Annotated in this window: 26 protein-coding genes; 13 read left to right on the forward strand and 13 right to left on the reverse strand. The window is 63.6% G+C overall.

Features of this window, described 5'->3' with window-relative positions; all coding sequences use genetic code 11:
• Positions 1 to 122 precede the first annotated feature (122 nt).
• On the reverse strand, positions 123 to 701 hold the full coding sequence (locus tag BGO64_RS13360) for a PhnA domain-containing protein (protein ID WP_039040739.1): 579 nt from the start codon (positions 699 to 701) through the stop codon (positions 123 to 125).
• A 179-nt stretch (positions 702 to 880) separates the two neighbouring features.
• Between BGO64_RS13360 and BGO64_RS13365 the strand changes: the two genes are divergently transcribed.
• The 6 genes from BGO64_RS13365 to BGO64_RS13390 all read left to right on the forward strand — a co-directional run bounded on the left by BGO64_RS13365 (position 881) and on the right by BGO64_RS13390 (position 5,516).
• Positions 881 to 2,074 (forward strand): methyltransferase, encoded by a 1,194-nt coding sequence (locus BGO64_RS13365; protein WP_286700824.1) that lies wholly within the window; start codon positions 881 to 883, stop codon positions 2,072 to 2,074.
• 188 nt (positions 2,075 to 2,262) lie between these two features.
• Entirely contained in the window at positions 2,263 to 3,708 is a 1,446-nt protein-coding gene (locus BGO64_RS13370) for a chitinase (RefSeq protein WP_124244731.1), read from the forward strand.
• A gap of 122 nt (positions 3,709 to 3,830) precedes the next feature.
• Positions 3,831 to 4,196 carry a VOC family protein gene (locus BGO64_RS13375; protein ID WP_286700825.1) on the forward strand — a complete coding sequence of 122 codons (366 nt, stop codon included), beginning with the start codon at positions 3,831 to 3,833 and terminating at the stop codon, positions 4,194 to 4,196.
• A 207-nt stretch (positions 4,197 to 4,403) separates the two neighbouring features.
• Positions 4,404 to 4,802 carry a GFA family protein gene (locus BGO64_RS13380; RefSeq protein WP_041211468.1) on the forward strand — a complete coding sequence of 133 codons (399 nt, stop codon included), beginning with the start codon at positions 4,404 to 4,406 and terminating at the stop codon, positions 4,800 to 4,802.
• A gap of 29 nt (positions 4,803 to 4,831) precedes the next feature.
• The gene (locus tag BGO64_RS13385; protein WP_286700826.1) at positions 4,832 to 5,059 is read left to right on the forward strand and encodes a DUF4287 domain-containing protein; all 228 of its coding nucleotides are present in this window, start codon (positions 4,832 to 4,834) and stop codon (positions 5,057 to 5,059) included.
• A 46-nt stretch (positions 5,060 to 5,105) separates the two neighbouring features.
• On the forward strand, positions 5,106 to 5,516 hold the full coding sequence (locus tag BGO64_RS13390) for an SRPBCC domain-containing protein (protein WP_201997566.1): 411 nt from the start codon (positions 5,106 to 5,108) through the stop codon (positions 5,514 to 5,516).
• Between the two features lie 90 nt (positions 5,517 to 5,606).
• On the opposite strand, the gene smrB is transcribed toward BGO64_RS13390, so the two are convergent.
• Positions 5,607 to 6,131 carry an endonuclease SmrB gene (smrB, locus tag BGO64_RS13395; protein ID WP_041211465.1) on the reverse strand — a complete coding sequence of 175 codons (525 nt, stop codon included), beginning with the start codon at positions 6,129 to 6,131 and terminating at the stop codon, positions 5,607 to 5,609.
• 65 nt (positions 6,132 to 6,196) lie between these two features.
• On the opposite strand from smrB, the gene prmB reads away from it, so the two are divergent.
• Together prmB and aroC are read left to right on the forward strand one after the other, a co-directional pair.
• The gene (gene prmB, locus BGO64_RS13400; RefSeq protein ID WP_286700827.1) at positions 6,197 to 7,132 is read left to right on the forward strand and encodes a 50S ribosomal protein L3 N(5)-glutamine methyltransferase; all 936 of its coding nucleotides are present in this window, start codon (positions 6,197 to 6,199) and stop codon (positions 7,130 to 7,132) included.
• 16 nt (positions 7,133 to 7,148) lie between these two features.
• On the forward strand, positions 7,149 to 8,237 hold the full coding sequence (aroC, locus tag BGO64_RS13405) for a chorismate synthase (protein ID WP_010674829.1): 1,089 nt from the start codon (positions 7,149 to 7,151) through the stop codon (positions 8,235 to 8,237).
• Positions 8,238 to 8,330: 93 nt separating this feature from the next.
• Here the strand turns inward: aroC and BGO64_RS13410 are convergent, their stop codons facing one another.
• Positions 8,331 to 9,149 (reverse strand): substrate-binding periplasmic protein, encoded by an 819-nt coding sequence (locus BGO64_RS13410; RefSeq protein WP_410488804.1) that lies wholly within the window; start codon positions 9,147 to 9,149, stop codon positions 8,331 to 8,333.
• A 305-nt stretch (positions 9,150 to 9,454) separates the two neighbouring features.
• Here BGO64_RS13410 and BGO64_RS13415 point away from each other — a divergent pair, with 305 nt between their 5' ends.
• Positions 9,455 to 10,855: a DEAD/DEAH box helicase gene (locus BGO64_RS13415; RefSeq protein WP_247631737.1), complete on the forward strand. Its 1,401-nt coding sequence runs from the start codon at positions 9,455 to 9,457 to the stop codon at positions 10,853 to 10,855.
• 86 nt (positions 10,856 to 10,941) lie between these two features.
• Here the strand turns inward: BGO64_RS13415 and BGO64_RS13420 are convergent, their stop codons facing one another.
• The 4 genes from BGO64_RS13420 to cra all read right to left on the reverse strand — a co-directional run bounded on the left by BGO64_RS13420 (position 10,942) and on the right by cra (position 14,765).
• Positions 10,942 to 11,631: an RES family NAD+ phosphorylase gene (locus tag BGO64_RS13420; RefSeq protein WP_247631738.1), complete on the reverse strand. Its 690-nt coding sequence runs from the start codon at positions 11,629 to 11,631 to the stop codon at positions 10,942 to 10,944.
• The gene (locus BGO64_RS13425; protein ID WP_182721605.1) at positions 11,631 to 12,035 is read right to left on the reverse strand and encodes an antitoxin Xre-like helix-turn-helix domain-containing protein; all 405 of its coding nucleotides are present in this window, start codon (positions 12,033 to 12,035) and stop codon (positions 11,631 to 11,633) included. The genes BGO64_RS13420 and BGO64_RS13425 overlap by 1 nt, the downstream gene beginning before the upstream one ends.
• Positions 12,036 to 12,278: 243 nt before the next feature.
• A complete protein-coding gene (locus BGO64_RS13430) occupies positions 12,279 to 13,472 on the reverse strand; it encodes an aromatic amino acid transport family protein (RefSeq protein WP_286700828.1) in 1,194 nt (397 codons plus the stop codon).
• Between the two features lie 306 nt (positions 13,473 to 13,778).
• Positions 13,779 to 14,765, reverse strand: a complete 987-nt coding sequence (gene cra, locus BGO64_RS13435; protein ID WP_010674823.1) for a catabolite repressor/activator — start codon at positions 14,763 to 14,765, stop codon at positions 13,779 to 13,781.
• 307 nt (positions 14,766 to 15,072) lie between these two features.
• Between cra and fruB the strand changes: the two genes are divergently transcribed.
• From fruB to fruA, 3 genes are read left to right on the forward strand one after another with little or no spacing between them, the layout of a single operon-like run.
• The gene (gene fruB, locus BGO64_RS13440) at positions 15,073 to 16,173 is read left to right on the forward strand and encodes a fused PTS fructose transporter subunit IIA/HPr protein (protein WP_010674822.1); all 1,101 of its coding nucleotides are present in this window, start codon (positions 15,073 to 15,075) and stop codon (positions 16,171 to 16,173) included.
• The gene (gene pfkB, locus BGO64_RS13445) at positions 16,173 to 17,162 is read left to right on the forward strand and encodes a 1-phosphofructokinase (RefSeq protein WP_052816231.1); all 990 of its coding nucleotides are present in this window, start codon (positions 16,173 to 16,175) and stop codon (positions 17,160 to 17,162) included. The genes fruB and pfkB overlap by 1 nt, the downstream gene beginning before the upstream one ends.
• The gene (gene fruA / locus BGO64_RS13450) at positions 17,159 to 18,883 is read left to right on the forward strand and encodes a PTS fructose transporter subunit IIBC (protein WP_286700829.1); all 1,725 of its coding nucleotides are present in this window, start codon (positions 17,159 to 17,161) and stop codon (positions 18,881 to 18,883) included. Before pfkB ends, fruA begins: the two co-directional genes overlap by 4 nt.
• Before the next feature lie 82 nt (positions 18,884 to 18,965).
• Here fruA and BGO64_RS13455 read toward each other — a convergent pair whose 3' ends face one another.
• Positions 18,966 to 19,259, reverse strand: a complete 294-nt coding sequence (locus tag BGO64_RS13455; RefSeq protein WP_286700830.1) for a DUF1289 domain-containing protein — start codon at positions 19,257 to 19,259, stop codon at positions 18,966 to 18,968.
• Between the two features lie 150 nt (positions 19,260 to 19,409).
• Here BGO64_RS13455 and mltA point away from each other — a divergent pair, with 150 nt between their 5' ends.
• Positions 19,410 to 20,561, forward strand: a complete 1,152-nt coding sequence (mltA, locus tag BGO64_RS13460) for a murein transglycosylase A (RefSeq protein ID WP_286700831.1) — start codon at positions 19,410 to 19,412, stop codon at positions 20,559 to 20,561.
• A gap of 111 nt (positions 20,562 to 20,672) precedes the next feature.
• Here mltA and yfaE read toward each other — a convergent pair whose 3' ends face one another.
• The 5 genes from yfaE to ubiG form a co-directional block, all read right to left on the reverse strand.
• A complete protein-coding gene (gene yfaE, locus BGO64_RS13465; protein ID WP_039040756.1) occupies positions 20,673 to 20,993 on the reverse strand; it encodes a class I ribonucleotide reductase maintenance protein YfaE in 321 nt (106 codons plus the stop codon).
• A gap of 48 nt (positions 20,994 to 21,041) precedes the next feature.
• Entirely contained in the window at positions 21,042 to 22,175 is a 1,134-nt protein-coding gene (gene nrdB / locus BGO64_RS13470) for a class Ia ribonucleoside-diphosphate reductase subunit beta (RefSeq protein WP_286700832.1), read from the reverse strand.
• A gap of 79 nt (positions 22,176 to 22,254) precedes the next feature.
• Positions 22,255 to 24,522: a class 1a ribonucleoside-diphosphate reductase subunit alpha gene (gene nrdA, locus BGO64_RS13475; RefSeq protein ID WP_182975747.1), complete on the reverse strand. Its 2,268-nt coding sequence runs from the start codon at positions 24,520 to 24,522 to the stop codon at positions 22,255 to 22,257.
• Positions 24,523 to 25,106: 584 nt separating this feature from the next.
• Positions 25,107 to 25,793: an HAD family hydrolase gene (locus tag BGO64_RS13480; protein ID WP_161470133.1), complete on the reverse strand. Its 687-nt coding sequence runs from the start codon at positions 25,791 to 25,793 to the stop codon at positions 25,107 to 25,109.
• The gene (gene ubiG / locus BGO64_RS13485; RefSeq protein WP_041211453.1) at positions 25,793 to 26,509 is read right to left on the reverse strand and encodes a bifunctional 2-polyprenyl-6-hydroxyphenol methylase/3-demethylubiquinol 3-O-methyltransferase UbiG; all 717 of its coding nucleotides are present in this window, start codon (positions 26,507 to 26,509) and stop codon (positions 25,793 to 25,795) included. The genes BGO64_RS13480 and ubiG overlap by 1 nt, the downstream gene beginning before the upstream one ends.
• Positions 26,510 to 26,657 lie beyond the last annotated feature (148 nt).

Below are 26,657 nucleotides of genomic sequence, written 5' to 3' on the forward strand. Positions count from 1 at the left end.
GGGCATACCGCGGAACTGGTTTGCAGGATAGTCCAGTTTCCCGCGAGTGCCACCCGAACGGCAGGAAACAGAGGCAACAAAAAAGCGCCCCTGGGGGCGCTTCTGGCTTGAAGGGGTCGGTATCAGGCCTTCTTCAGGTAGGCGGCCACCAGCACGATCTGCATGCCGTTGACCTTGCCCTCGATGTGCAGCGGGTTGTTGGTCAGGCGAATGCCCTTGACCAGGGTGCCGCGCTTGGCGGTGAAGCCGGCGCCCTTGACGTCCAGATCCTTGATCAGGGTGACGGAGTCCCCTTCCACCAGCACGGCGCCATTGGAGTCGACGGTCGGCACGCTGTCGTCATCGTCGCTGGTCACGCCGGCGTCTGCCCAGGCCTTGACCTCGTCTTCCATGTACATCATGTCCAGCATGTCCTGGGCCCAGAGCTCGCCCCGGGCGACGAGGGCCTTCAACTGGCGCCAGGCCATCACCTGCACCGCCGGCACCTGGCTCCACATGCTGTCACCCAGGCAGCGCCAGTGGTTCACCTCCGTGGTGTCCGGCTGCTCCAGCTGGCCGCGGCAGGTGGCGCAGAGGGCCACGCTGTGGTCGTCGTCGCTGGCGGGGGAGTGCGGCACCGGGAAGGCAGTCAGCGCATGTTCTGCGCCACACAGCTCGCATTTGGCGTTTGCACGGGCTTGCAGGATGGCATTGATGGTCATGATTGGGTTCCGTTTATAGGGGTAAAGCGGCTCGCCGTGGCGGGCTGCGCGAATGAGGGGGCGGAATATAGCACAAATCCCTGCTTTTTGTCAGGCTACCAGCGGCGCACAGGCGAGTGCTTTTTGACGGCAGATCGCTAGAATGAGCCTCCCTTTTTGCGCCAAAGGACAGGTTCACCGTGCTGGCCCACCGTTTTCGACAACTGGACTGCTTGCTCACCGCCGAGCGACGCTGGTGGCAATACCAGCCCTATCACCACCTGGGGATCGCCTTTGCCCGCGAGGAGCCAGCCCTTGCGAAGTGCCTGGCAGCCCTGACCCTTGACGAGATAGCGCACCTCGACGGGGACATGGATGCGCTCTGCACCCTGCTCGCCCCCTGGATCCCGGCGGGGGCCGAGTTGCAGGCTCTCGGCGAGCTTGCCCCTTTCGCCCCCGAGCCCGTCCAGTGCGCCAGGGCCATGGCGATGTACATGCCGGGACGCAAGCAGGGGCAGATAGAGGCCTTCACCGGCTGTCTGCCCCCCCACCAAGGTCCCTATCTGGAGTGGTGCGCCGGCAAGGGGCATCTGGGACGCCTGGTGTCGTTGCACCGTGGCGCCGAGATCCTGAGCCTGGAGTGGCAGGGGGCGCTCTGCGAGGAGGGGCGGCGGCTCGCCGCGCGCGACGGCGCCAACATGCGGTTCGTGGAGGCGGATGCCTTTGCCACCGAGTCCGGGGCCCTCATCGCCCCGGACCATCACGCCATGGCGCTCCATGCCTGCGGCGATCTGCACACCCATCTGCTGACGCGGGTGGCCGAGGGGGGCGCCCAGGGGGTGACCCTCTCCCCGTGTTGCTACCACCTCATCAGGGGAGAGCACTATGCGCCTCTCTCCCGGGCCGCCAGGGCCAGTGCCCTGCGCCTTGGCAAGAGCGACCTGAAGCTGCCGCTGCAGGAGACGGTGACCGGCGGCGCCCGCATCGCCCGGCTGCGGGAGCGGGAGGTGGTGTGGCGCCTCGCCTTCGACTGCCTGCAGCGCCAGGTGCGCGGGGTGGATGAGTACCTGCCGGTGCCCAACCTGCAAAAGAGCCTGCTGACCGGGGACTTCGAAGATTTCTGCCACTGGGCCGCCGAGCGCAAGGGGATGGGCTTGCCCGCGGGGCTCGACTACGCCGCCTTGCTGGCGCAAGGAGAGCGGCGCTTTGGCGATGTCGCCCGCATGGAGCTGGTGCGCCACCTGTTTCGCCGTCCCCTGGAAATCTGGCTGCTGCTCGATCGCGCCCTTTTCCTTGAGGAGCAGGGCTACCGGGTGGAGGTGGGCACCTTCTGCCCCAAACCCATGACCCCGCGCAATCTGCTGATCCGGGCGGTGCGCGCAGGGGGGAGCTGAGCAAGCGTCCGCACAGGTCGGATGGCTGCGGCCGCAAGACCAGGGGCTGGATACCCCTGCAAACGAGCGCCATCTGAGTGCAGGGAGGCATGGCTCACAATTTCGCCAAATTCTTAATTCTTGTCGTGAATTTAGTTGTCAGGATGCCTATGCTCGCCCTGACATTTTCAAGACAAGGATGGTTACCCATGTTCATGCTCACGCGTACCGCCTGCCTGGTTGCCCTCGTCTGGGCACTGCCCGGCCAGAGCGCCATGACAATCCAGCCCGATCCCCAGAACAGCGGCGGCTATGTGATGGCGGCGGCGGATCTTGCCAGTGCGGCCCAGGCCAAGACCGCCAACCCCATGTACGGGATCTGGTCCCACGCCCTGGCCACCCGGCCCAATTCGGTGGTGGAGGCCATCGTGGCACGCGCCCCCGGCAACCCGGACAACGTCAAGCGGGTCGAGCGGGTCTTCACCGAATCGGACTGGGAGTTCCTGACCCAGATGGCCGCCCCGGAGTACACCTACGAGCGCTTCCTGCGGGCGGTGGGCAAGTTCCCCGCCTTCTGCGGCGACTACACGGACGGGCGCAATGCGGACGCCATCTGCAAGAAGTCCATCATCACCGCCTTCGCCCACTTTGCCCAGGAGACCGGCGGCCACATTGCCAAGGAGAATGTCTCCGACAACCCCCTTGGGCTGGAGGAGTGGCAACAGGCCCTGGTGCACGTGCGGGAGATGGGTTGGTCTGAGGGGCAGACCGGCTACACCACGGGGTGTGGCCAGAGTGACTGGCAGAACCGGCGCTGGCCCTGCAGCACCGGTCAGGGCTATTTCGGTCGCGGCGCCAAGCAGCTCTCCTACCACTTCAACTACGGCGCCTTCTCCGAGGCCATGTTCGACGGCGACGCCACCGTGCTTCTCAACAACCCCGGGCTGGTGGCGGACTCCTGGCTCAACCTCGCCTCCGCCATCTGGTTCTTCCTGACGCCCCAGGCTCCCAAACCCGCCATGCTGCACGTCATCGACCGGACCTGGGTGCCCTCCCAGCGTGAGCTGGCGGCGGGCATCGGCTACGGCTTTGGCACCACCATCAACATCATCAACGGTGGCATCGAGTGCGGCGAGCAGAACAAGAACAAGGGCCAGCCGGTCAACCGCATCCGCTACTGGGAGGGGCTTGCGGCCCACTACGGGATCCCGCTGCTGGCAGACGAGAAGAACACCTGCTGGCAGCAGACCCCCTATGGCAGCCTCAACCTCAACGGCGCCACCGACGTGCTCTACACCAACTGGGACGGCAACTGGAAATACTACCCGGACAGACCCGGCGGCTACTCCTTCGAGTGCGATCTGGTGGGGTACCAGACCGCCTATTCGGCCCTGGTGCCGGGGGATTACGAGAAGTGCGTGACCAACTTCTACGGCTCCCACGCCAGCTGGCCCAAGGTACGGGTGGTGGCCGCGCTGGATCCGGCCCCGGTCGACCCCGGCACGCCGCCGGTGGACGGGGTACCGGCCTGGGAGGCAGGCAAGGTCTACACCGCGGGCAACAAGGTGAGCCACAAGGGGGTCATCTATCAGGCCAAGTGGTGGACCCAGGGCAACGAGCCGGGCAAGGGGGATCCCTGGGCACCGGTGACCTGAGAGTCAGTACAAGCGCAAGCACCCCGGGGAGGCCGCGCGCCTCCCTTGTTGATCGCCGCGCTGGCTTGCTGCGCCTCTTTTGGCACTGATAGCCTGCGGATTCACACCGAGGGAGGATGACCATGAACATCGCCATTCATTTTGAAATTCCGGTACAGGATCTGGAGAGAGCCATTCGCTTCTATGAGGGAGTCTTCGAGACGGTGCTGGAGCGGGTGCAGATCGATGGCAACGAGATGGCGCTCTTTCCCCTGGAAGGTGGCACGGCGGGCTGCTCCGGCGCCCTGGCGAAGGGGGAGAGCTATGTGACGAGCCTGGATGGCACCCGGATCTATCTGCGGGTGGCTGACATCGAGGGGGCCATGGCCCGGGCACTGGCATCGGGCGGGGCCTGTCTCTATCCCGTCACCCGGGTCGGGGAGAGCCTCCGGGTGGCGGAGTGTCGGGATTGCGAGGGGAATCGCATCGCCTTGCAGGAGGGAACCTGACCATTATTTATCCGGTGCATGGAATGTGTTGAGTCATTCACACGATGAATAAAGAGGGGGATTTTCCCGCTCCGGGAGTCTCAGACCCGCGGTGAGGCCCCGGAATGGTCAGTTGCCGCCCCCCGGATCCCGTGCTACTTCATCTGGTGCGGCAACAAGGCGAGCACCCGTTCGCCCGGTCTGTCGCCCCAACTCTCAGGAGGCATCATGGAAGGACATTGTCTGTGTGGCGGGATCACCGTGTCGAGCGGCGATCACAAGGAGGTCAACCTGTGTCACTGCGCCATGTGCCGGCGCTGGTCAGGGGGGCCCATGTTCGCGGTGCACGGGGGCAAGGGCGTGCGGTTCACCGGGATGGCCCCGGTGGCCTACCGCTCGTCGGAGTGGGCGGAGCGCGGATTCTGCCCCACCTGCGGCACCCATCTTTTCTACCATCTGTTGCCGACGGACGAGTACATCCTCTCTGCCGGCCTGTTTCAGGATCAGGGGTTCGAGCTCACCGGGCAGATCTTCATCGACGAGAAGCCCGACTTCTATGCCCTCAAGAACGACACCCCGACCCTGACCGGGCAGCAGGTGTTCGAGCAGTTCGCCCCCAAACCCTGAGCCTGTACTCACCCCGAGGAGAAGCCATCATGGATGAACAACCGAAGGTGAAGGGGCCTGCCTCCTATTTTCCCGCCATCGAGCAGAAATACGGCCAGCCCATCGTCCACTGGCTGACCCTGCTGGCAGGGCGGGAGGAGCGCAAACACATGGCCCTGGTGGCCTGGCTCAAGGACGAACACGCCATGGGTCACGGTCATGCCAATGCCCTGGTGGTCCACTTTTTGGCGCAGCCCGATGCGCCCGGCGTGGCATGACAGTGCCACAGTGCAAAAAGTGCAGGAAAGCCAGAGGAGCAGAGAGATGAAGATAAGCGTCAGCGTCTGGGTTGCCAGGCCGATTGCCGATGTGTGGCAGGGCTGGAACACCCCCGCCAGCATCATGGCGTGGAACGCCGCCTCCCCGCAGTGGCACTGCCCCCAAAGCCGGGTGGATCTGCGGGTGGGTGGGCGTTTTTGCCACCACATGGCGGCGCGGGATGGCAGCACGGGGTTTGATTTCGAGGGGACCTTCACCGAGGTCACGGCGCCGACGGGGCTCGGCTACGTCATGGACGATGGCCGCGAGGTGAGCGTGCGGTTCGTGGCAGAGCAGGGGGGCACCCGGGTGGAGGAGCGGTTCGATGCCGAGTCCCTGCACAGCGGCGAACAGCAGCGGGCGGGGTGGCAGAGCATCCTGGATAACTTCAAGCGCCATATGGAAGTCGTCGGCTGACCCCTGTGGGGCGCCAAGAAAAAACCACCGCAAGCTGGCGGTGGTTTTTTTATGGTGTTCGCCCGGGGCAAGGCGGGGCGGGGAAGGGGGTCACTCCTCGATGTCCAGCAGCACCAGGATGGCGCTCTCGCCACCCCACTCCCGCGGCGCCTGGTGAAAGGCGCGCACAGCGGGGTGCTGGGCCAGCCAGCTCGGGATGCGCTGCTTGAGGATGTGCTTGCCGATGCCGTGCATCACCGAGGCGACGTGGATGTTCTCTTTTCGGCACAGGGTGAGCAGGGCCGCCAGCTCCTGCTTGGCCTGGTGCTGGTTCATGCCGTGCAGATCCAGATAAATCTCCGGCGGGTAGCTGCCGCGCTTGAGCTTTTTCAGCTCGAATTTTGACACGTCGTCGCGCACGTAACGGGTCGGCCCGTCCGCCTCGAGATGGGGCTGGTACTCGTCGCTGAAAAAGTGGTCAACCCCAAGCTTTTCGCGGCTCTCGCGCACCTCGCGTTTCTGCTTGACCGGGCTTGAGGAGGCCCTTATGGTATCTTGCTTAATTTTCCGGGTACCTTTGACAGCATCACGAAACAGCAGGCTTTCCTCGTCTGTGAGTGAGGGCGTTTTTTTCATCAGGTACTCGTCTTGCTCGCTGTATAAAATTCTCGGGCCGGATATTACTCGACTTGGAGGTGGATTTGGACAAGATATTTATCGATGAGGTGGTTGCCGAAATGCACACCATCCAGGACATGTTGCGCTGGGCCATGAGTCGTTTCAACGACGCCGGGATCTTCTACGGGCATGGTACCGACAACGCCTGGGATGAGGCCGTGCAACTGGTGCTGCCCGCGTTACATCTGCCGCCGGACGTGGATCCGGGCATGCGCCACTCCCGCCTGACCACCAGCGAGCGCCACCGCATCGCCGAGCTCATCATCCGCCGCGTGCAGGAGCGCATTCCGGCGCCCTACCTGACCAACAAGGCCTGGTATGCGGGCTGGGAATTCTACGTGGACGAACGGGTGCTCATTCCGCGTTCCCCCATCGCCGAGATGGTGGCCAACCGCTTCGCCCCCTTCCTGAAAGACGAACCGACCCGGATCATGGACTTGTGCACCGGCTCCGGCTGCATCGCCATCATCATGGCCCACGAGTTCCCCCATGCGGAAGTGGATGCCATCGACATCAGCGTCGATGCCCTCAACGTGGCCGAGCGCAACATCAACGATCACGGGCTGGAGCAGCAGGTTATCCCCATTCGCTCCGATCTGTTCCGGGATCTGCCGGCCGGTGACAAGTACGATCTCATCGTCTCCAACCCGCCCTATGTGGACTCCGAGGACATGTCGGATCTGCCGGACGAGTTTCGCCACGAGCCGGAGCTGGCCCTGGCCTCGGGCTCCGACGGCCTCAAGCTCACCAAGCGCCTGCTGGCCAATGCCGCCGACTTCCTGAAAGAGGATGGCGTGCTGGTGGTCGAGGTGGGCAACAGCATGATCCACCTGGAAGCCCAGTTCCCCGAGGTGCCCTTCACCTGGGTCGAGTTCGAAAACGGCGGCCACGGCGTCTTTGTGATGACCCGCGCAGAGCTCGAGCAGTACCAGGCCCATTTCGCCATTTACAAGAACTAAGCAGCAAGGAGCATCCATGGCAGGGAACAGTTTCGGCCAACTCTTTCGGGTCACCACTTTCGGCGAGAGCCACGGTCTGGCGCTGGGCGCCGTGGTCGACGGCTGCCCGCCGGGGCTGGAGATAAGCGAAGACGATTTGCAGGGGGATCTGGACAGGCGCAAGCCCGGCACCTCCCGCTACACCACCCAGCGCCGCGAGGCGGACGAGGTGAAGATCCTCTCCGGGGTGTTCGAGGGCAAGACCACGGGCACCTCCATCGGGCTGCTCATCGAGAACACCGATCAGCGCTCCAAGGACTACTCCGAGATCAAGGATCTGTTCCGTCCGGGTCACGCCGACTACACCTATCACCAGAAGTACGGCCAGCGTGACTACCGTGGCGGCGGCCGCTCCTCGGCCCGCGAGACCGCCATGCGGGTCGCGGCGGGGGCCATCGCCAAGAAGTACCTGAAACAGGTGCACGGCATCGAGATCGTGGGTTTTCTCTCCCAGCTCGGCCCCATCAAGGCGGAAGGGTTCGACGAGAGCCAGATCGAGCAGAACCCCTTCTTCTTCCCCGATGCGGGCAAGCTAGAGGCGCTGGATGAATACATGCGTGCCCTCAAGAAAGAGGGCAACAGCGTGGGCGCCAAGGTGTGTGTCGTGGCGCGCAACGTGCCGGTGGGCCTGGGGGAGCCGGTGTTCGACCGCCTCGACGCCGACATCGCCCACGCCATGATGGGCATCAACGCGGTGAAAGGGGTGGAGATCGGTGACGGCTTCGCGGTGGTGGAGCAAAAAGGCTCCGAGCATCGGGACGAGATGACTCCGGCCGGCTTTGCCAGCAATCATGCGGGGGGCATCCTGGGGGGCATTTCGTCGGGTCAGGAGATCGTGGTGAGCATGGCCCTCAAGCCTACCTCCAGCATCACGGTGCCGGGCAAGACCATCACCACCAGCGGTGAGGCCACCGAGATGATCACCAAGGGTCGTCACGACCCCTGCGTCGGCATCCGTGCCGTGCCCATCGCCGAGGCCATGCTGGCCCTGGTGCTGATGGATCACCTGCTGCGCCACCGCGCCCAGAACCAGGGCGTGCACACCCAGACCCCGCAGCTGCGCTGATCACGCGGCGGGCCAGGTGAGTGATCACCAGACACCACAAGGCGACCCCAGGGTCGCCTTTTTCATGGATTTTTTCCGGTGTAGGCGCCTGCCTCAGGGGGCCGATGGCGTCGAGAGCGATGGGGTCCGGGTTGCATCCAGGCGGCAGCGGGGCGGCGCAAAGGCGGGATCCGGTGAGGGCAGGGCGGCGATGGCGGCATCGATGCGGGCGAGCGCCTCATCGTTCACGGCCTCTTTGGCAAACATCAGGCGCACTGGCTGCTGGTGCAAGAGCACCTGGCACTGGATGGCATCGCTCGCCCCGAGCTGGCCGAGCCGGTAGCGGGCGTACTGCCACTCCATGATGACCCCGTCGAGGCGGCGCGCCAGCAAGAGGGTGAGCAGCCTGTCATCGCTGTTGTATTCACTCGCCTGCCCGAGGGCAGGGCACTCCTCGTTCATCGGCAGGGGGCGGGTACCCCGCAGCTTGCCAAGTCGCAGCCCCTTGGCCTGGCACAGGGTTGCCAGCTCGGTGAACCCTTGCCAGCTGTCGGGCTCCCCGGCCTGCGGGCGCTGGCTCAGCAGCACGAAGCTGGCGCGCCGATAGGGGGCGGAGAAGCGGGCGAACCGCTCCCGCTCGGGGGTTTTCAGGGCGCCCATGGCCACGTCCAGCTGCTGGCGCTCCATGAGGTAGAGGGCCCGGGCCCAGGGGAGGTTGCGAAAGGCGGGCTCCACGCCTGCCTTGCCCAGGATCTGGCGGGTCAGGGTCACGTCCAGTCCGCCGAGGGTGCCGTCGGCAGCGATTTGACTGAAAGGGGGCCAGTGGCTCCAGGCCACCGACAGGGTCTCCCTGGCGACGAGGGGCTGGGCGAAGAGCAGGGGCAAGACGAGGCCCAGCATGCGCCGGGCGGTGGGGGTGAACTTCCGTTTCAATCAAAACCTCCTGTTCCGTGTATCGCGCCGTCCCCCGCAGGCTGTGCAGGGGCTTTGATACATACGGCGATTCGGGCCATTTTGTCCTGCCTTTGTCGCTATTTCCAGCCGCGCTGGGAGATGCATCACATTTTCCTCGTCTAAGTGCGCCAACTCCGTTAGACTGCGCCTCTATTCTTTCCCCTTTGCTCTGCTCCCCGGGGAAATCGTTGTTTTCTCTATAGGCCCGGATCCTGTGAGATGGCATCGGCTCAGCAGAGGAGCCCCACCACGATCTTTGGCGCCCCTATCCCTAGCAGGTAACTATGAGTTTTACTTCCCTCGGTCTGGCCGAACCCTTGTTGCGTGCCGTTGCCGAGCAAGGCTACGACACCCCGTCTCCCATTCAGCAACAAGCGATCCCGGCGGTACTGGCTGGCCGTGATCTGATGGCCGCCGCCCAGACCGGGACCGGCAAGACCGCAGGTTTTACCCTGCCGATGCTGCAGCGTCTGACTGAAAGCAAGCGCAAGGTCTCCCCGAATCGCATCCGTGCCCTGGTGCTGACCCCGACCCGCGAGCTGGCCGCCCAGGTGGGCGAGAGCGTGCGCAACTACGGCAAACACCTGCCGATCCGCAGCCACGTGGTATTTGGCGGCGTGAGCATCAACCCCCAGATGATGGCGACCCGCCGTGGTCTGGACGTGCTGGTGGCCTGCCCGGGCCGCCTGATGGATCTCTACAACCAGAACGCCGTCAAGTTCGACGAAGTGGAGATCCTGGTACTGGACGAAGCGGATCGCATGCTCGACATGGGCTTTATCCGCGACATCCGCCGCATTCTGGCCCTGCTGCCGAAGAAGCGCCAGAACCTGCTCTTCTCCGCCACCTTTGCCGACGAAATTCGTGAGCTGGCCACTGGCCTCCTGGACAACCCGGCGGTGATCGAAGTGACCCCGCGCAACAGCACCGCCGAGCGTATCGAGCAGCTGGTGCACCCCTGTGACAAGGCCAACAAGATTGCCCTGCTGAGCCACCTGGTCACCAGCAACGACTGGCAGCAGGTGCTGGTGTTCACCCGTACCAAGCACATGGCCAACCGCGTCGCCGAGACCCTCGACAAGAACGGCGTCAGCGCTGCCGCCATCCACGGCAACAAGAGCCAGGGTGCCCGTACCCGTGCCCTGGCCGGTTTCAAGGATGGCAGCGTCAAGGTGCTGGTGGCGACCGACATCGCCGCCCGCGGTCTGGACATCGACAAACTGCCGCAGGTGGTCAACTTCGAGCTGCCGAATGTGGCGGAAGATTACGTGCACCGTATCGGCCGTACCGGTCGTGCCGGCGCCGCCGGTCACGCCATCTCCCTGGTCGCGGCCGATGAAGGCAAGCTCATCAAGGCCATCGAGCGGCTGACCAAGCAGAACATTCCGTGCGAGCAGGTGGCCGGTTTTGAAGCCTCCCGCGAGACCCTCGACAACATCGCCCGTGGCATCGGCGCGCCGCTTCGCAAAGAGCCGCGCGATCCGAGCGAGCAGCGCCGTGCGCCGCGTCCGCAAGGTCAGGGCCAGCGTCAGGGTGTCGGTCGTTCTGCCAATGGTGGCAATGGCGGCGGTAATCGCTCCGGCAACGGTGGCAAGCCCAAGCCCCAGAGTGGTCAGCGTCCGGCTGATGGCGCCGCGAAGCCGGCCCAGGCCCGTCGTCCCCGTCGCGCCAGCCACAACCAGTAAGCGGCCAGGGAACCAGGCTCCCCCACTGTTCGGTTGATACAAAAAGCCCCGCCAATCTGGCGGGGCTTTTTTTGTCCTGGTAGACGCTATTCACCGTAGAGGCGGATTTCCAGCACATGGGTGATGGCCTCGCCGCTCCAGTGGTACTCCAGATGACGGGCGTGGTCCACCCGGTTGACCAGACGGGGGCGATAGAGCACGTGACAGTCGTGACCGGGGTGGCGCACCGAGCGGTAGTGGATGCCGTCCGCCCCGGCGACCTTCTGCTCCCGGGCGAAGGCCTGGGCGGGGCCGTAATCGGTGGCGTGATAGAGTGGGCCTGGCAGAAACGCCGGGCCCGTGATGTCAATGAGGCTGGCGCTGAACTGCGCCTGGATCACCCGCATCTGCACCTTCTGGGCCGGCTCCCGGGTGTACCCGAAGATCCGCTCCCTGTGGTAGACCGTCTCCTTGATGCCGGTGTCGAGGGAGGGGGCACAATAGTAGCCGCCAAAGTCCCCCGTGGTGAAACGGGCACCCTCGGGATTGAGGTGGGTGAAGGCGGCCATCACATAGCTGCCGCCGGGCAGCCCCACCAGCCAGTCTTCCCTGGGCACCCGCATCAGCTCGCCCGCCTCTTCCCTCAGCCTGTCGTTGGTCAGGGCCTCGACGGCCCAGACCGCCTCCAGCTCGTCGGCGGTAGCGACGTCTTCATAGAGGCAGATGGGGGGAAAGCGGCTCGGAATGATGCGATAGGCGCAGGCATTGTGGAAGGCGCGCAAGGGCGGGGAGGACATCAGGCCATCTCCCCGCGCCAGGCGTGCAGCCGGGTGGCCACTTCGTAGAGATCGGCCACCCGCCCACCCTGCATGACCTCCATGGCGCTGCGCCCGGCGAAGAAGGGGTGGCTGTTGGGTTTGCGCACCCAGCCATAGATGCTCTCATCCAGGCTGAACAGCAGCCGCAGGCTCTTGTGGATGTTGAGTAGATAGCTCATCCGCTCCTGGAGATCGGCGCTGAGCCGAATGCCGCCGCTGGCCTCCTTGTACTTGTTCAGGGTGGAGCGGGAGGTAATGCCAAGCAGCCTGAGCTGTTCATCCGTGCTGCACTGCCATTTGTCCATGATGCGAAACACCACGGGCAGGGCCTTGCTGGGATCGACGGCGGGCTGTTGCCGGGCAAGAGATGCGGTGGCGACCATGTTGCCTCCCGGGTTGGCGTGCCAGACGGGCACGGGATCATGGGTTGTCTGCTAAGCAGTGTAGGGCAGGGGCGCAGTCATGTACATATCTATACATGCTTGCACTCAAATGTTCATTATTGGATGGATTTCGCGAGGAGGGGCGCGGGTCGGCCAAGTGAGACCGTGCCAATGAAGCGCCCCGCCAACTGGGTTGGCGGGGCGTGTCTCTTTGCGGCGTTTCTGTTTGTCGGGTCGGGGAGATCAGAGCGCGGGCAGCAATCCCATGCTGACGCTTATCTGCACCCCGACGATGAGTACACCCATGGCGCCGGCAAGGCCCAGGGCCAGCACGCCGCCCGGGGCGCGGTAGTGATGCGCCTCGGCCTGCTTGCGGCTCTGCCACACCAGGGCCACCGGCAGCAGCACCGCCAGCACCGCCAGCGCAATGGCGGCGTAACCGAGCGCTATGATGAAGCCTTGCGGGAAGTAGAGGGCGAACAGCAGGGGCGGCACGAAGGTGATGAGGCCGGTCTGGGTGCGGCCCTGCCAGTTGTCCTTGCGACGGGTCACCTTGGCCATGAAGTCGAACAGTCCCAGGGTCACTCCGAGGAAGGAGGTGGCGAGCGCGAGATCGGCGAACAGATGCATCGCCTGGTTGAAGGCGGGCCAGCTCACCAGGCCGCCGACGTTGGCCAGCAGGCTATCCAGCGCGCCGCCGGTCTGGATCAGGGATTGCTGGCCCAGCAGCCCCAGTATGGCGACCTGCCACAGTACGTAGAGCACGAGCGGCAAGGCGGAGCCCCACACGAAGACCCGGCGCAACTGCCTGGGGTTGTCCCCGAGGTAGAGCATGACACTCGGGATGGAGCCGTGGAAGCCGAAGGAGGTGAAGATGACCGGCAGGCCCGCCAGCAGCAGGCCTTCCCCGAGGGGCATGGAGAGCAGGTGCTGCCCCTGGGCGCGGGGCAGCAGCAGCGCCAGCACCGCCACCATGATCACCAGCTTCACGGTGAACATCAGGCGGTTGAGGTAATCCACCTGCTTGGTGCCGACGCACACCATGCCGCCAAACAGCAGGGTAAAGACCCAGGCCGCCTGCTCCTGGCCGAGGGGAAGGCCGGCATCGGCCAGTGCCTGGGCCAGCAGGCTGCTGCCGCCGCTGATGTAGGCGGAGGCCAGGGCGTAGAACAGCATCAGGATGCAGAAGGAGGCGATGCCCTTGCCCCAGGGGCCTAGCAGGTGATCCGCCAGCTGGTGCAGGTACCACTTGCCGGTGCTGAGGCTGGCTTCCACCTGCAGCATGGCGGTGAAGGCCATCAGGGCCCAGAGGCCGATCATCAGCATCAGGGTGGCAGGGCCGCCCAGGGACGAGGAGGCCAGCGGCAGGGCCAGCATGCCGGCGCCTATGGTGGTGCCGGCAATCAACAGGGTACAACCCAGGGTCTTGGTATTCATGTCATCCATCCGAAAGTGAGGGCGCTGTTGCAAACAAGAGAGAGCCAGTTGGCTGTGTCGGGAGACGCCTCCGGGGAAAAGCCGGAGGCTAGCAATATCGGAGTGGAGACATCGTTACGAACAGCCGCAGATTGTAAAACAGGGTTGCCACGTTAGCCGATTAAAATATCGAAAACAAGCGGGAGTGAGCGAAGGTTCTACTGTGAAAGGCGCTTGTGTGGAAATAAATGATGACAGTTGTCTGGAGTGGATGGCGTAAAAACACGCAAAGGCGACCGTGGTCGCCTTCGGCACGTCCGTTTCGCGTCAGCGGCGGCGTTTGAGGGTACGGCTCACATAGTGCAGGCCGCTCTGGTAGTCGCCATTGACCGCCTTGAGGGCCAGCGTCAGGGCCTGGCTTGCCAGGGCGTCGTGCTGCTGGGGCAGGGAGTTGATGCCAAAGGGGAGGAAATCGAGCAGGCGGTCATCCCCGAATGTAGCCATGGCGAGCTGGCTCATGTCGGCCTCCTGCTCCAGCAGGTAGTCGAGCACCCCCTCCATCAGGATGTAGGAGGTGGTGATCAGCGCCTCGGGCAGTTGGCCGAGCTGCTGATGGAGCGTCTTGATCAGGCGATACCCTTCGGTGCGCGAGAAGTGGGCCCCTTCACACAGGTGGCGGGTCGCACTGTGACTGGCAATGGCCTGTTCGAAGCCCGCTTTTCGCTCCTGACTGATCGTCAGTTCCGGCAGTGCAGTGATCAAGGCGATATGACCGATGGCCGGGGTGAGCAGGGAGGCGGTGAGGTCCAGGCTCGCCTTCTGGTTTTCACTCGCCACGGTGACGAAGTGCTCGGTGGCCATGGCACGGTCGATGGCGAGGATCTGCACGCCCCGGGACTGCTGCTCCAGGTAGAAGGGATCCGCCGGGGGGAGGCAGCTTGCCACCAGGAGCGCGTCCACATGGCGGCTCACCAGCATCCGGGCCAGCTCCTTTTCGGTGTCCGGATCGTCCTCCGAGCAGACGATGAGCAACTGATATCCCTGGGTGCGGGCCCCTTGCTCCAGGCGCTTGGCGAGCTTGGCGTAACTGGCGTTTTCGAGGTCGGGCAGGATGAAGCCGAGGGTGCGGGTCTGGCCGCCGCGCAGGGAAGCGGCGCGGCTGTCCGGCTGATAGTTGTGGGCATGGACCACGGCCATCACCTTGTCGCGGGTTGCCTGGCTGATGCGGTATTGATCGGCCTTGCCATTGATCACATAGCTGGCGGTGGTGCGAGAGACACCGGCCAGCGCGGCGATTTCATCCAGTTTCATCATGTTGGCTCTGTTTGAGTTGCAAGGCCCGCGCCGGTTCCTGGTTGGGGCGCCGAAAAGTGTGCGCGGGATCATATCATTGAAACGTACTTTCTGCGGGATCTTGAACAATGCGCTGAAACGATTCAGTCTGAGTGTAAGTGAAACGATTCAGCTTGTCAGTAACGGATGATTATCTGCACTTGGAAATGGGTTCCGGCTCACCAAAGCGAGAGATCACCGTCTATTGTCAGCAGGCAAGTTACCCAAAAATCGAGTTGAGTTGAGCCGGTACGCCGCGAGGTGAAGCCGGACCTGATGGAGAATCTCTATGTTGAAGTTGGCGCGACAGCAAATCCTGCTGGGACAATCGGTGACGACCAAGGCGGACGCCATCGCCCTGCTGGCAAGCAAACTGACCGACGCCGGTCTGGTTGAAGCAGGTTACGTGGACGGCATGCTGGCGCGGGAAGCGCAACACGCCACCTATCTTGGCAGCGGTATCGCCATTCCCCACGGCACCACGGACACCCGTCATCTGGTGAAGAGCACCGGCGTCATGGTGGCCCAGTTCCCCCACGGCATCGAGTGGGACGAGGGGCAGATCGCCTATGTCGCCATCGGTATCGCCGCCAAGTCCGACGAGCATCTGGGCATTTTGCGCCAGCTCACCCACGTGCTGGGTGACGAGCAGGCCGCAGCCCAGCTCAAGGGGGCGACCGACGAAGAGACCATCATCAATATCCTGACTGGCGCGACTGCCGCCAAAGAGGTGCAATACCTGACCCTGGCGGACTTCCCGGCCGACGACCAGGACCAGTTGCTGCTGGGGGCTGCGGCCCGCGCCAAATCCGCAGGCTGGGGAGACGCCGCCATGGTGAGCGCCCTCCTGGCCAGTCAGCCTGTTCACCTGGGGGAGGGCATCTGGCTGGCCCGTGCGCAAGCGGCCCAGACCGGTTGGGTGCTGGCCACCCCGAGCACCCCGCTGAACGTCGGTGAATTGCCGGTCAGCGCCCTGCTGCTGCTGTGTGCCGCAGATAGCGGCCATCTGCCGCAACTCGAGAATCTGGCCAAGCTGGCCGCAGCCGGCCAGCTGGCCACCCTTTCTGGCAGCGACGGTCTTGCCATGTTGCAGGCGGGTCCGGCGAGCGGGCTGTCCGAGACCTTCACCATCATCAACCCCCACGGTCTGCACGCCCGTCCGGGCGCCATGCTGGTCAAGGTGGCCAAGGAGTATGAATCCGACATCCGCGTCGCCAACCTCGATGGCAGCGGTGAAGCCGTCTCTGCCAAGAGCCTGATGAAGGTGATCGGGCTTGGGGTCAAGTGCGGTCATCGTCTGGCGTTTCGCGCCGAAGGAGCGGATGCCGAAGCCGCCCTCAAGGGCATTGGCGAAGCCATTGCCGCGGGCCTTGGCGAGGGGGCGCACTGATGGACATCGTCACCATCACCCTCAATCCCGCGCTCGATCTCACCACCCGTCTGAAGGCCATGCACCCTGGGGAGGTCAATCTGGTGAGCGAGGCCAACTTGCGCGCCGCGGGCAAGGGGATCAACGTCGCCATGGTCTTGAAAGATCTCGGCCGTGACGTAGGCCTGACCGGCTGGCTCGGCGAGGGTAACCAGCAGAGCTTCGTCTCCCTGTTCGAGGAGCGTGCCCTTGCCGATCACTTCGTGCGCGTGGCGGGCGACACCCGGATCAACGTCAAGATCTCCGAACAATCCGGCCGGGTGACCGATCTCAATCTGCCGGGACTCGCGGTGCAGGAAGGCGATGTCAGCGCCCTGGAAGCGGCGCTGGAGCGACTGGCTCCCCACACTGACTGGTTCGTGCTGGCGGGCAGCCTGCCCAAAGGGGTGGCCCCCGATTACTGCGGCCATCTGATCCGTCTGCTCAAGGCCAAGGGCAAGCAGGTGATCTTCGATTGCAGCGGCGCGGCGTTGAGCGAAGGGATCAAGGCGGCGCCGACCCTGGTCAAACCCAACCTGGAAGAGCTGAGCCAGTGGGCGGGTCGCCCCGTGAAGACCCTGAGCGAGCAGGCCGAGTGCGCCCGCGCGCTGCAGGCAAGCGGGATCCCCAACGTGGTGATCTCCAATGGTGCGGACGGCCTCATCTGGTTTGCACCGGATGCCACCTGGCAGGCGATTCCGCCGCGCATGGAGGTGGTCAGCACCGTGGGTGCCGGCGACTCCCTGGTGGCGGGCCTGGTCCATGGCATGAGCCTGGACTGGACGCCGGAGCAGACCCTGCGTCTGGCCACCGCCGTCTCGGCACTGGCGGTGAGCCAGGTCGCGGTCGGCTTCAACGATATCAATGTCCTCAAACCGTTACTCGAGCAGGTGCGCGTACAGCGTCTGGATGATCTGGCACCGACTCAACCCCAACCCCATTTGATGGCTAACTCAGGAGATGCCCAATGAAAGCAATTCTGGTTACGGCTTGCCCGGCGGGCATTGCCACCAGCTTTCTCGCTGCAAAACGGATAGAACAGCAGGCCAAACTGGCTGGCTGGGAGCTCACCCTCGACGTCGACTCCAGTGTGCAGCCCCGTCAGGTTCCCTCGAAAGAACAGATTGCCGCCGCCGACCTGGTGCTGGTCGTTGCCAGCGCACCGGTGGATCTGGCCGCCTATGACGGCAAGTCGCTCTATCGGGGCGACATGGATCTGGCGCTCCAGGATCCCGCTGCCCTGCTGGAAGCCGCGCGAAGCGGTGCCAGCGTCTATCGCCATGAGGCGGCACCTGTGGTTGCCAAACCGGCCAGCGGTGCCAAGCGCATCGTGGCGGTGACGGCCTGCCCGACCGGGGTGGCCCACACCTTCATGTCGGCCGAGGCCCTGGAGACCATGGCCAAGCAGCTGGGTCACCAGATCCGCGTCGAAACCCAGGGCTCGGTCGGTGCCCAGAATGCCTTGACGGCGGACGAGATTGCCGCCGCCGATCTGGTGTTCCTCGCCACTGACATCGAGGTGGACATGGCGCGCTTTGACGGCAAGCCGGTCTATCGCACCAGCACGGGGGCGGCGCTCAAGAAAACCCGGGCCGAGCTCGACAAGGCCTGGACCGAGGCGAAGATCTATCGCCACAGCGGCGCGGCCGCGGTCAAGAAAGAGGAGAAGGCGGGCCCCTACAAGCACCTGCTGACCGGCGTCTCCTTCATGCTGCCCATGGTGGTGGCGGGGGGCCTTATCATCGCGCTCTCCTTCATCTTCGGCATTGAAGCGTTCAAGGAAGAGGGGACGCTGGCCGCGGCCCTGATGAAGATCGGTGGCGGCTCCGCCTTCGCCCTGATGATCCCGGTGCTGGCAGGCTACATCGCCTACTCCATCGCCGACCGTCCGGGTCTGGCGCCTGGCATGATCGCCGGTATGCTGGCAAGCTCGCTCGGCGCCGGTTTCCTTGGCGGCATCGTCGGCGGCTTCCTCGCCGGTTACAGCGCCAAGTTCCTGAGTGACAAGGTGCGCCTGCCGGTCACCCTGGAAGCCCTCAAGCCCATCCTCATCATTCCGCTCTTTGCCAGCCTGTTCACCGGTCTGGTGATGATCTACGTGGTGGGTGGCCCGGTGGCGGGCATCATGAACGCCATGACCGAGTTCCTCAACAACATGGGCTCTGCCAACGCCGTGCTGCTGGGTGTCATCATCGGCGCCATGATGTGCTTCGACATGGGTGGCCCGGTCAACAAGGCGGCCTATGCCTTCGGTGTCGGCCTGCTCGCCTCCAAGACCTATGCCCCCATGGCAGCGGTCATGGCCGCCGGCATGGTGCCTGCACTGGGGATGGGGATCGCGACCTTCCTGGCCAGCAGAAAGTTCATCAAGGCGGAGCAGGAAGCGGGCAAGGCCTCCTTCGTGCTGGGTCTGTGCTTCATCTCCGAGGGTGCCATCCCGTTTGCCGCCAAGGATCCCATGCGCGTCATCCCGGCCTGCATGGCGGGCGGTGCCCTGACCGGTGCGCTCTCCATGCTGTTCGGCTGCGAGCTGGTGGCACCCCACGGTGGTCTGTTCGTGCTCTTCATCCCGAACGCCATCAGCCATGTGATGATGTACATCCTGGCGATCGCGGCCGGTTCTCTGGTGACCGGGGTGGCTTACGCCATGCTCAAGCGTGGCGAGGAGCAGGCCAAGCTGGCGACCGCCTGAGGGCGTCACGGCGTGACACACTCTTCATGACAAGGCGGCCCTGGGGCCGCCTTTCTTGTTGGGGGGAGGGGCAACGTGGGATTTAAAAATCCCAGCCTGGCGGGGGCGGCGGATCGGCCGCCTCTGCGGCCTGCGCCTCTGCGGCCTGCGCCTTGCGGCGAGCGGCCTCGACCCTGGCCTTGCGGCGAGCGGCCTCGACCCTGGCCTTGCGGTTGCGGCACAGGCGCATCACCTCCTGCTGCTGGGCAGGGGTCATGGCAAGCCAGTTGAAACGCTCCTCGCGGCTTCGCAGGCATCCCTTGCAATACCCCTTGTTGTTCAGTTCGCAGACCCCGACACAGGGGCTCTGGAGCGGGAAGATTTCGAGCTGTTCCATCTATGACCTCTCACACCTTGTCACCTTGTTATAACCCAGAAGATCACGGCAGGAGAAATCCGTCGTCAGGGGCGTGAAGGCGTTTGCTTTCCCCGGGCAATTTTGGCATCTTCCCCGCCGTGCAAGACACTCGGTGTTATATGAGGACATATGAATAGACATGCGTACTGGTTGGCCGCCGCCGTGGTGGGGCTGGCCGGTTGTGCGGGCAACCCTGAACCGGTCAAGGTGCCCCAGAAGAAGGCGGAATCCGGATGTTTTCTGAACTGCGAGATCCCTGTGAATCTGGGCAAGCAGTATCTGGATGGTGCCCTGCCGGGGGATCTGGTGCGGGTGGAGCGGATCAACAGCCGCGCCCGCGCCGATTACAGCAAGTTCGGTCCCCAGAGCCGGATGGTGATGGAACGCTCCGGCCGCATGGCGAGCCGCTATGGGGAGCTCTACCGTCAACTCTCACGCTGGGTCGCCAATGGGGGCAATCCCGCCCATATCACCCAGTACGGCATCAGCCTGGCGCAGCTTGGCGGTGCCGACCGCATGGGCAACGTGCTCTTCACCGGCTACTACTCGCCGGTGCTGGAGGTGCGCCATCGCCCGGACGCCCAGTACAAGTATCCCATCTATGCCATGCCCAACTGCGGCGGTCGCTGCCCGAGCCGGGCCGAGATCCACCGGGGGGCGCTGGCCAACCGGGGGTTGGAGCTGGGCTACAGCAAGTCCCTCATCGACAACTTCCTGATGGACGTGCAGGGTTCCGGCTTCGTTCACTACGGCGATGACGACCGGCTGCAGTACCTCGGCTACAGCGGCAAGAACGGCCACGGCTATGTCAGCATTGGCCGGGTGCTCATCGACCGTGGCGAAGTGCCCGAGGAGCAGATGTCCATGAAGGCCATCAAGGAGTGGGCCAATCGTCAGCCGGAAGAGAGCGTGAAGGAGCTGGTGGAGCAGAACCCCTCCTATGTCTTCTTCGAGCGCCGTCCCACCAACGACGTGGTGGGGGCCGCCGGCATTCCGCTGTTGCCGATGGCGGCGGTGGCTGCCGATAAGACTCTGCTGCCCATGGGCACCCCCATCCTCGCGGAAGTACCGCAGCTGGACAAAGAGGGCAACTGGACCGGCAAGCACCAGCTGCGGCTGCTGATTGCGCTGGATGTGGGGGGCGCGGTGAAGAAGGGCCACCTCGATCTCTACCACGGTATGGGTGAGAAGGCCGGTGTCGCGGCCGGTCATTACAAGCACTTTGGCCGGGTCTGGAAGCTGGGTCTGCACCACGGGCCGACCGCCGCCCCCTGGTTGTAACGCAAGAGGGTCATGGCCCCTCATTTAAGAGACGGGACATTCCCATGAAAAAAGCCGCCGGAGCAATCCGGCGGCTTTTTGTTTGCGGGGCAGATCTGGCGACAAGGGCCGTCAGCCCTTTCGGATATCGAGCTTGATGGCGCCCACCGGCTGACAGCAGCAGGGGAGGCACTCCCCCTGGGAGACAAAGGCGAGCGGGACGGCGGCGTAGTGCACCTTGCCCGCCAGCAGCGGGGTGCGGCAGGCGCCGCAATAGCCGCTGCGGCACTGGAACTCCACGTGATGGCCGTGGCGCTCCAGGGTCTCCAGCACGCTTTCGCCGGGATGGGGGTGCAGCACACCGTCCAGGGTCTGTACCTGGGGGGCTTGCCCCTCCGGCGCCGTGGTGGCGGAATGCAGGGGCGCGTTCAGGGTGGCGGTGGCGTCACTCACGGACGTCGCTCTCCCGCATCATGGTCTGCCAGCAGAGGTCGCCTTGCATCACAGCTCGAAGTCACCCAGATCGTCGGCGTGCACTTCACTGTCTATCTGACCCACCAGATAGGAGCTTACTTCCACTTCCTGGGGCGCCACCTGCACGTTGTCGGAGGAGAGCCAGGTGTTGATCCAGGGGATGGGGTTCTGCTTGGTGCCGGCAAAGGCCGGTTGCAGGCCGACGGCCGCCATGCGCAGGTTGGTGATGTATTCCACGTACTGGCAGAGGATGTCCTTGTTCAGGCCGATCATGGAGCCGTCCTGGAACAGGTACTCGGCCCACTCCTTCTCCTGCAGGGCTGCTTCCTTGAACAGCTCGAAGCAGGCCTGCTCGCACTCGACGGCGATCTCCGCCATGTCGGGGTCGTCGTTGCCGCTGCGCATCAGGTTCAGCATGTGCTGGGTGCCGGTCAGGTGCAGGGCCTCGTCACGGGCGATCATCTTGATGATCTTGGCATTGCCCTCCATCAGCTCGCGCTCGGCGAAGGCGAAGGAGCAGGCGAAGCTCACGTAGAAGCGGATTGCTTCGAGGGCGTTGACGCTCATCAGGCACAGGTAGAGCTTCTTCTTGAGCTCCCGCAGGCTGATGGTGACTTCGCGATCCCCGAACCGGTGGGTTCCCTCGCCGTGCAGGTGATAGACGGAGGTGGCCTCGATGAGATCGTCATAGAAGTGGCTGATGGAGCCGGCGCGCTTCAAGATCTGCTCGTTGGTCACGATGTCGTCGAACACCTGGCCCGGGTTGTTGACGATGTTGCGGATGATGTGGGTGTAGGAGCGAGAGTGGATGGTCTCGGAGAAGGCCCAGGTCTCGATCCAGGTCTCCAGCTCCGGGATGGAGACCAGGGGCAGCAGGGCCACGTTGGGGCTGCGGCCCTGAATGGAATCCAGCAGGGTCTGGTACTTCAGGTTGGAGATGAAGATGTGCTGCTCGTGGGGCGGCAGAGCCTGGAAGTCGATGCGGTCGTGGGAGACGTCCACCTCTTCCGGGCGCCAGAAGAAGGAGAGCTGCTTCTCGATCAGCCGCTCGAAGATGTCGTGCTTTTGCTGATCATAACGGGCCACGTTGACCGACTGGCCGAAGAACATCGGCTCCTTGAGCTGATCGTTTTGGGTCTGGCAAAAAGTAGAGTAAGCCATGGTTCGAATGCCGTGAAATAGGGAAAACAGGAGGGCGGGAGCTTGATGCTCCCGCCCGGTTTATCAGTGCGTTTCGCGGTTAGATCTTGCAAGCCCCGCCAGCGCAGCCGTCATCTTGCAGATCGGTCTGGGTGTCGTCGGCACCATCACGGGTGTTGTGATAGTAGAGGGTCTTGAGACCGTATTTGTAGGCGGTCAGCAAGTCTTTGAGCAACTGCTTCATCGGCACCTTGTTGCCTTCGAAGCGGGCCGGGTCGTAGTTGGTGTTGGCGGAGATCGCCTGATCCACGAACTTCTGCATGATGCCGACCAGCTGCAGGTAACCGTCGACGCTCGGCTGTTTCCACAGCAGTTCGTACTGATCCTTCAGGCGGTGGTACTCCGGCACCACCTGCTTGAGGATGCCGTCCTTGGAGGCTTTCACCGACACCAGGCCGCGGGGCGGCTCGATGCCGTTGGTGGCGTTGGAGATCTGGCTGGAAGTCTCGCTCGGCATCAGGGCGGTCAGGGTGGAGTTGCGCAGACCCACGGTCTTGATCTCTTCGCGCAAGGTTTCCCAGTCCAGGTGCAGGGGTTCATTGCACAGGGTGTCCAGATCCTTTTTATAGGTATCGATGGGCAGGATACCCTGGGCATAGGTGGTCTCGCCAAAGGCCGGGCAGGGGCCGAACTCGCGGGCCAGTTGCACGGAGGCTTTCAGCAGGTAGTACTGGATCGCCTCGAAGGTGCGGTGGGTCAGGGCCAGACCGGAACCATCGGAGTAGCGGGCACCGTTTTTCGCCAGGTAGTAGGCGTAGTTGATGACGCCGATCCCCAGGGTGCGGCGGTTCATGCTGCCCTTCTTGGCGGCCTTGAGCGGGTAGTCCTGATAGTCGAGGAGGGCGTCCAGAGCGCGCACGGCCAGCTCGGCCATCTCTTCCAGATCTTCCAGCTTCTCGATGGCGCCCAGGTTGAAGGCGGAGAGAGTGCACAGGGCAATCTCGCCGTCCTCGTCATCCACGTTGTTGAGCGGCTTGGTGGGCAGCGCAATCTCGAGGCAGAGGTTGGACTGGCGCACCGGTGCCACGCTCGGGTCGAACGGGCTGTGGGTGTTGCAGTGATCCACGTTCTGGATGTAGATGCGACCGGTACCGGCACGCTCCTGCATCATCAGGGAGAAGAGATCCACCGCCTTCAGGGTCTTCTTGCGAATGGCCGGATCCTGCTCGTACTTGACGTAGAGCGCTTCAAACTTGTCCTGGTCCGCGAAGAAGGCGTCATAGAGGCCGGGTGCATCGGACGGGGAGAACAGAGTGATGTCACCGCCCTTGATGAGGCGCTGGTACATCAGCTTGTTGATCTGCACGCCGTAGTCCATGTGACGGACCCGGTTCTCTTCCACGCCGCGGTTGTTCTTCAGTACCAGCAGGCTCTCCACCTCGGTGTGCCACAGCGGGTAGAACAGGGTGGCCGCACCGCCGCGCACGCCGCCCTGGGAGCAGCACTTCACCGCCGTCTGGAAGTATTTGTAGAAGGGGATGCAGCCGGTGTGGAAGGCTTCGCCGCCACGGATGGGGCTGCCCAGACCACGGATGCGACCAGCGTTGATGCCGATGCCGGCGCGCTGGGAAACGTAGCGCACGATGGCGCTGGCGGTGGCATTGATGGAATCCAGGCTGTCGTCACACTCGATCAGCACGCAGGAACTGAACTGGCGGGTCGGGGTGCGCACGCCGCTCATGATCGGGGTCGGCAGGGAGATCTTGAAGGTCGAGACCGCATCATAGAAGCGCTTGATGTAGTCCAGACGGGTATCTTTCGGATACTTGGAGAAGAGGCAGGCCGCTACCAGGATGTAGAGGAACTGCGGGCTCTCGTAGATCTCGCCGGTGACGCGGTTCTGTACCAGGTACTTGCCTTCGAGCTGCTTGACCGCCGCGTAGGAGAAGTCCATGTCGCGCCAGTGATCGAGGTAGCCGTTCAGTTCCTCAAATTCCGCCTGGGTGTAGTCTTCCAGCAGGTGCTTGTCGTACTTGCCCATGTCCACCAGTCTGGCGACGTGCTGATACAGGTGGGGCGGCTCGAACTGGCCGTAGGCCTTCTTGCGCAGGTGGAAGATGGCCAGACGGGCAGCCATGTACTGGTAGTCCGGGCTTTGCTCGGAGATGAGGTCAGCAGCAGCCTTGATGATGGTCTCGTGGATGTCGGCGGTACGGATGCCGTCATAGAACTGGATGTGGGACTTGAGCTCCACCTGGGAGACCGACACGTTGTCGAGCTTCTCGGCAGCCCAGTCGAGCACGCGGTGAATTTTATCCAGATCGATGGGTTCTTTGTGTCCGTTACGCTTCGTCACAAACAAGTTCATTGGCTGATGACCCCTTTCATTGATACCTGCCGGTATCGGTTGATTCCCGAAAAGCCATCGCACATGGAGCAACCCGGCTCCGTCTGTCGAGGGAAACTGGGCAGGGATTGTGCGATGAATCACAAGATGTAGTGTTATTTTTAATGCGAACTACAAGATAGTGAGGTCGATGCGGTAATGCAATCTGTGGATAACGCATTAGCTGTGGATAAATTGTGGGTGTCGGGACGGGAGTTAGTGGACGCTCACAGCGAACGGGTTTTCATCCGTCCGATCCGTCAAATGCAAGTCCGGCGATCGAAGATGGAAAATTAAAATAACTTTTTTTGCTTGCGAAAGCAGGGTGTTTTTACTAGCAAATCCGGCCTGCTCATCCCTTGTGCAGTCAGGGTCAAAAGGTGTCCTGTTACGCCGTTCGGGGGGTTGCCAAGCCCGTAAAAAGAAGGATCGTCCGGGATCCCTCTGGTGCGCTGCGGGGGGATCTGCGCGTCGGGGCAGATGTCCGCACTGCCATCGGAACATCATCAAAGTTGCCCCGCAGATCCACCTCTATCCGGATGCCTTGTCGGTCATGGGCATGGACGTCAGCTCAGCTCGTAGCGAAGCCAGTGGTGCAGGGCCTGCACGGTATCAAAGTGAAGATCGGCGCCCCAGAGGGCGGGATCCTCGTCATCATTGAGATAACCCCAGCCAGCCACCGCGGTACGCATGCCGGCATTGCGGCCAGCCTCGATGTCGCGCACGTGATCCCCTACATAGAGACACTGGCTCGCCGCGATGCCGAGCCGCTCGCAGGCAAAGAACATGGGGGCGGGGTCGGGCTTGCGCACCGGCAGGGTGTCGGCGCTCACCGTCACGCCGCAACTGGCGAGTTCAGGCAGGGCTGCCAGGAGCGGTTCGGTGAGAAAACCCGGCTTGTTGGTGACAATGCCCCAGGGCAGCTTTTTCTCGTCGAGCCACTCGATGAGATCCACCATGCCTTCATAGGGGCGGGTGCCGACGCAGAGGTTGGCGGCGTAGTAGTCGAGCAGGGCGGTGCGAAGGCGGGTGGCCCCCAGCTCCTCGAGCAGCTCGTTACCAAGACCGGCCCTGAGCAGCCCGAGGGCCCCGTGGGAGGTGGTCTGGCGGATGATGTCGTCAGAGAGCGGGGCAAAGCCTTCGCTTATCAGCACGTGATTGACGGCGGCGCCAAGGTCTGGCGCGGTGTCGAGCAGGGTGCCGTCCAGATCAAACAGCACGCAGCCAAGGGGCATCGGGTGAGGTGTGCTCATCAGCCTTGCTCCGGGCGCTCGAACGCCACCATGTAGTTGACGTCGACATTCTTGCCGAGCTTGAAGCTGTTGGAGAGCGGGGCGTAGTGAACGCCACTCATGTCCCGCACCAGCAGGCCCGCCGCTTCCCCCATGCGACAGAGTTCGGCGGGGGTGATGAACTTCTTGTGATCGTGAGTGCCCTTGGGGACCATCTTCATCAGGTACTCGGCCCCGAGGATCATCATCAAATAGGCTTTGGGGTTGCGGTTGATGGTGGAGACGAACACCTTGCCCCCCGGCCGTACCAGGGTGGCGATGGCGCGCAGCACCGAGGCCGGGTCCGGCACGTGCTCCAGCATCTCCATGCAGGTAACCACGTCATACTGGCCAGGCGCTTCATCGGCGTGGGCTTCGGCGGTGATCTGGCGGTACTCGAGCTCCACACCTTGTTCCAGCGCGTGCAGGCGGGCGACGCCCAGGGGTTCCTTGCCCATGTCGATGCCGGTGACGCGGGCACCCCGGCGGGCCATGCTCTCGGAGAGGATGCCGCCGCCGCAGCCGATGTCGAGCACGCGCTTGCCAAACAGGCCGCCGCTCTTGTCGGTGATCCAGTCAAGGCGCACCGGGTTGATTTGATGCAGCGGCTTGAATTCGCCCTCCATGTCCCACCAGCGGGAGGCGATGGCTTCAAATTTGGCGATTTCTGTCAGATCGACATTGGCATCACTATTCATGTTTTGATGATCCTGTGGCAAGGCGCGCAGCGGGCTGGGCGCGCGCAATCTATTGTCCTGGCGCGCATTATAACGGACCGACTTCGTCGCACCAGCCCGATGTGCTCATCGGATTTGTGGCTTAATGTATTTGGCTCAGTGTGTTACC

It is taken from the genome of Aeromonas sp. 62-46 (assembly GCF_001898585.1).
Taxonomy (GTDB): domain Bacteria; phylum Pseudomonadota; class Gammaproteobacteria; order Enterobacterales; family Aeromonadaceae; genus Aeromonas; species Aeromonas caviae.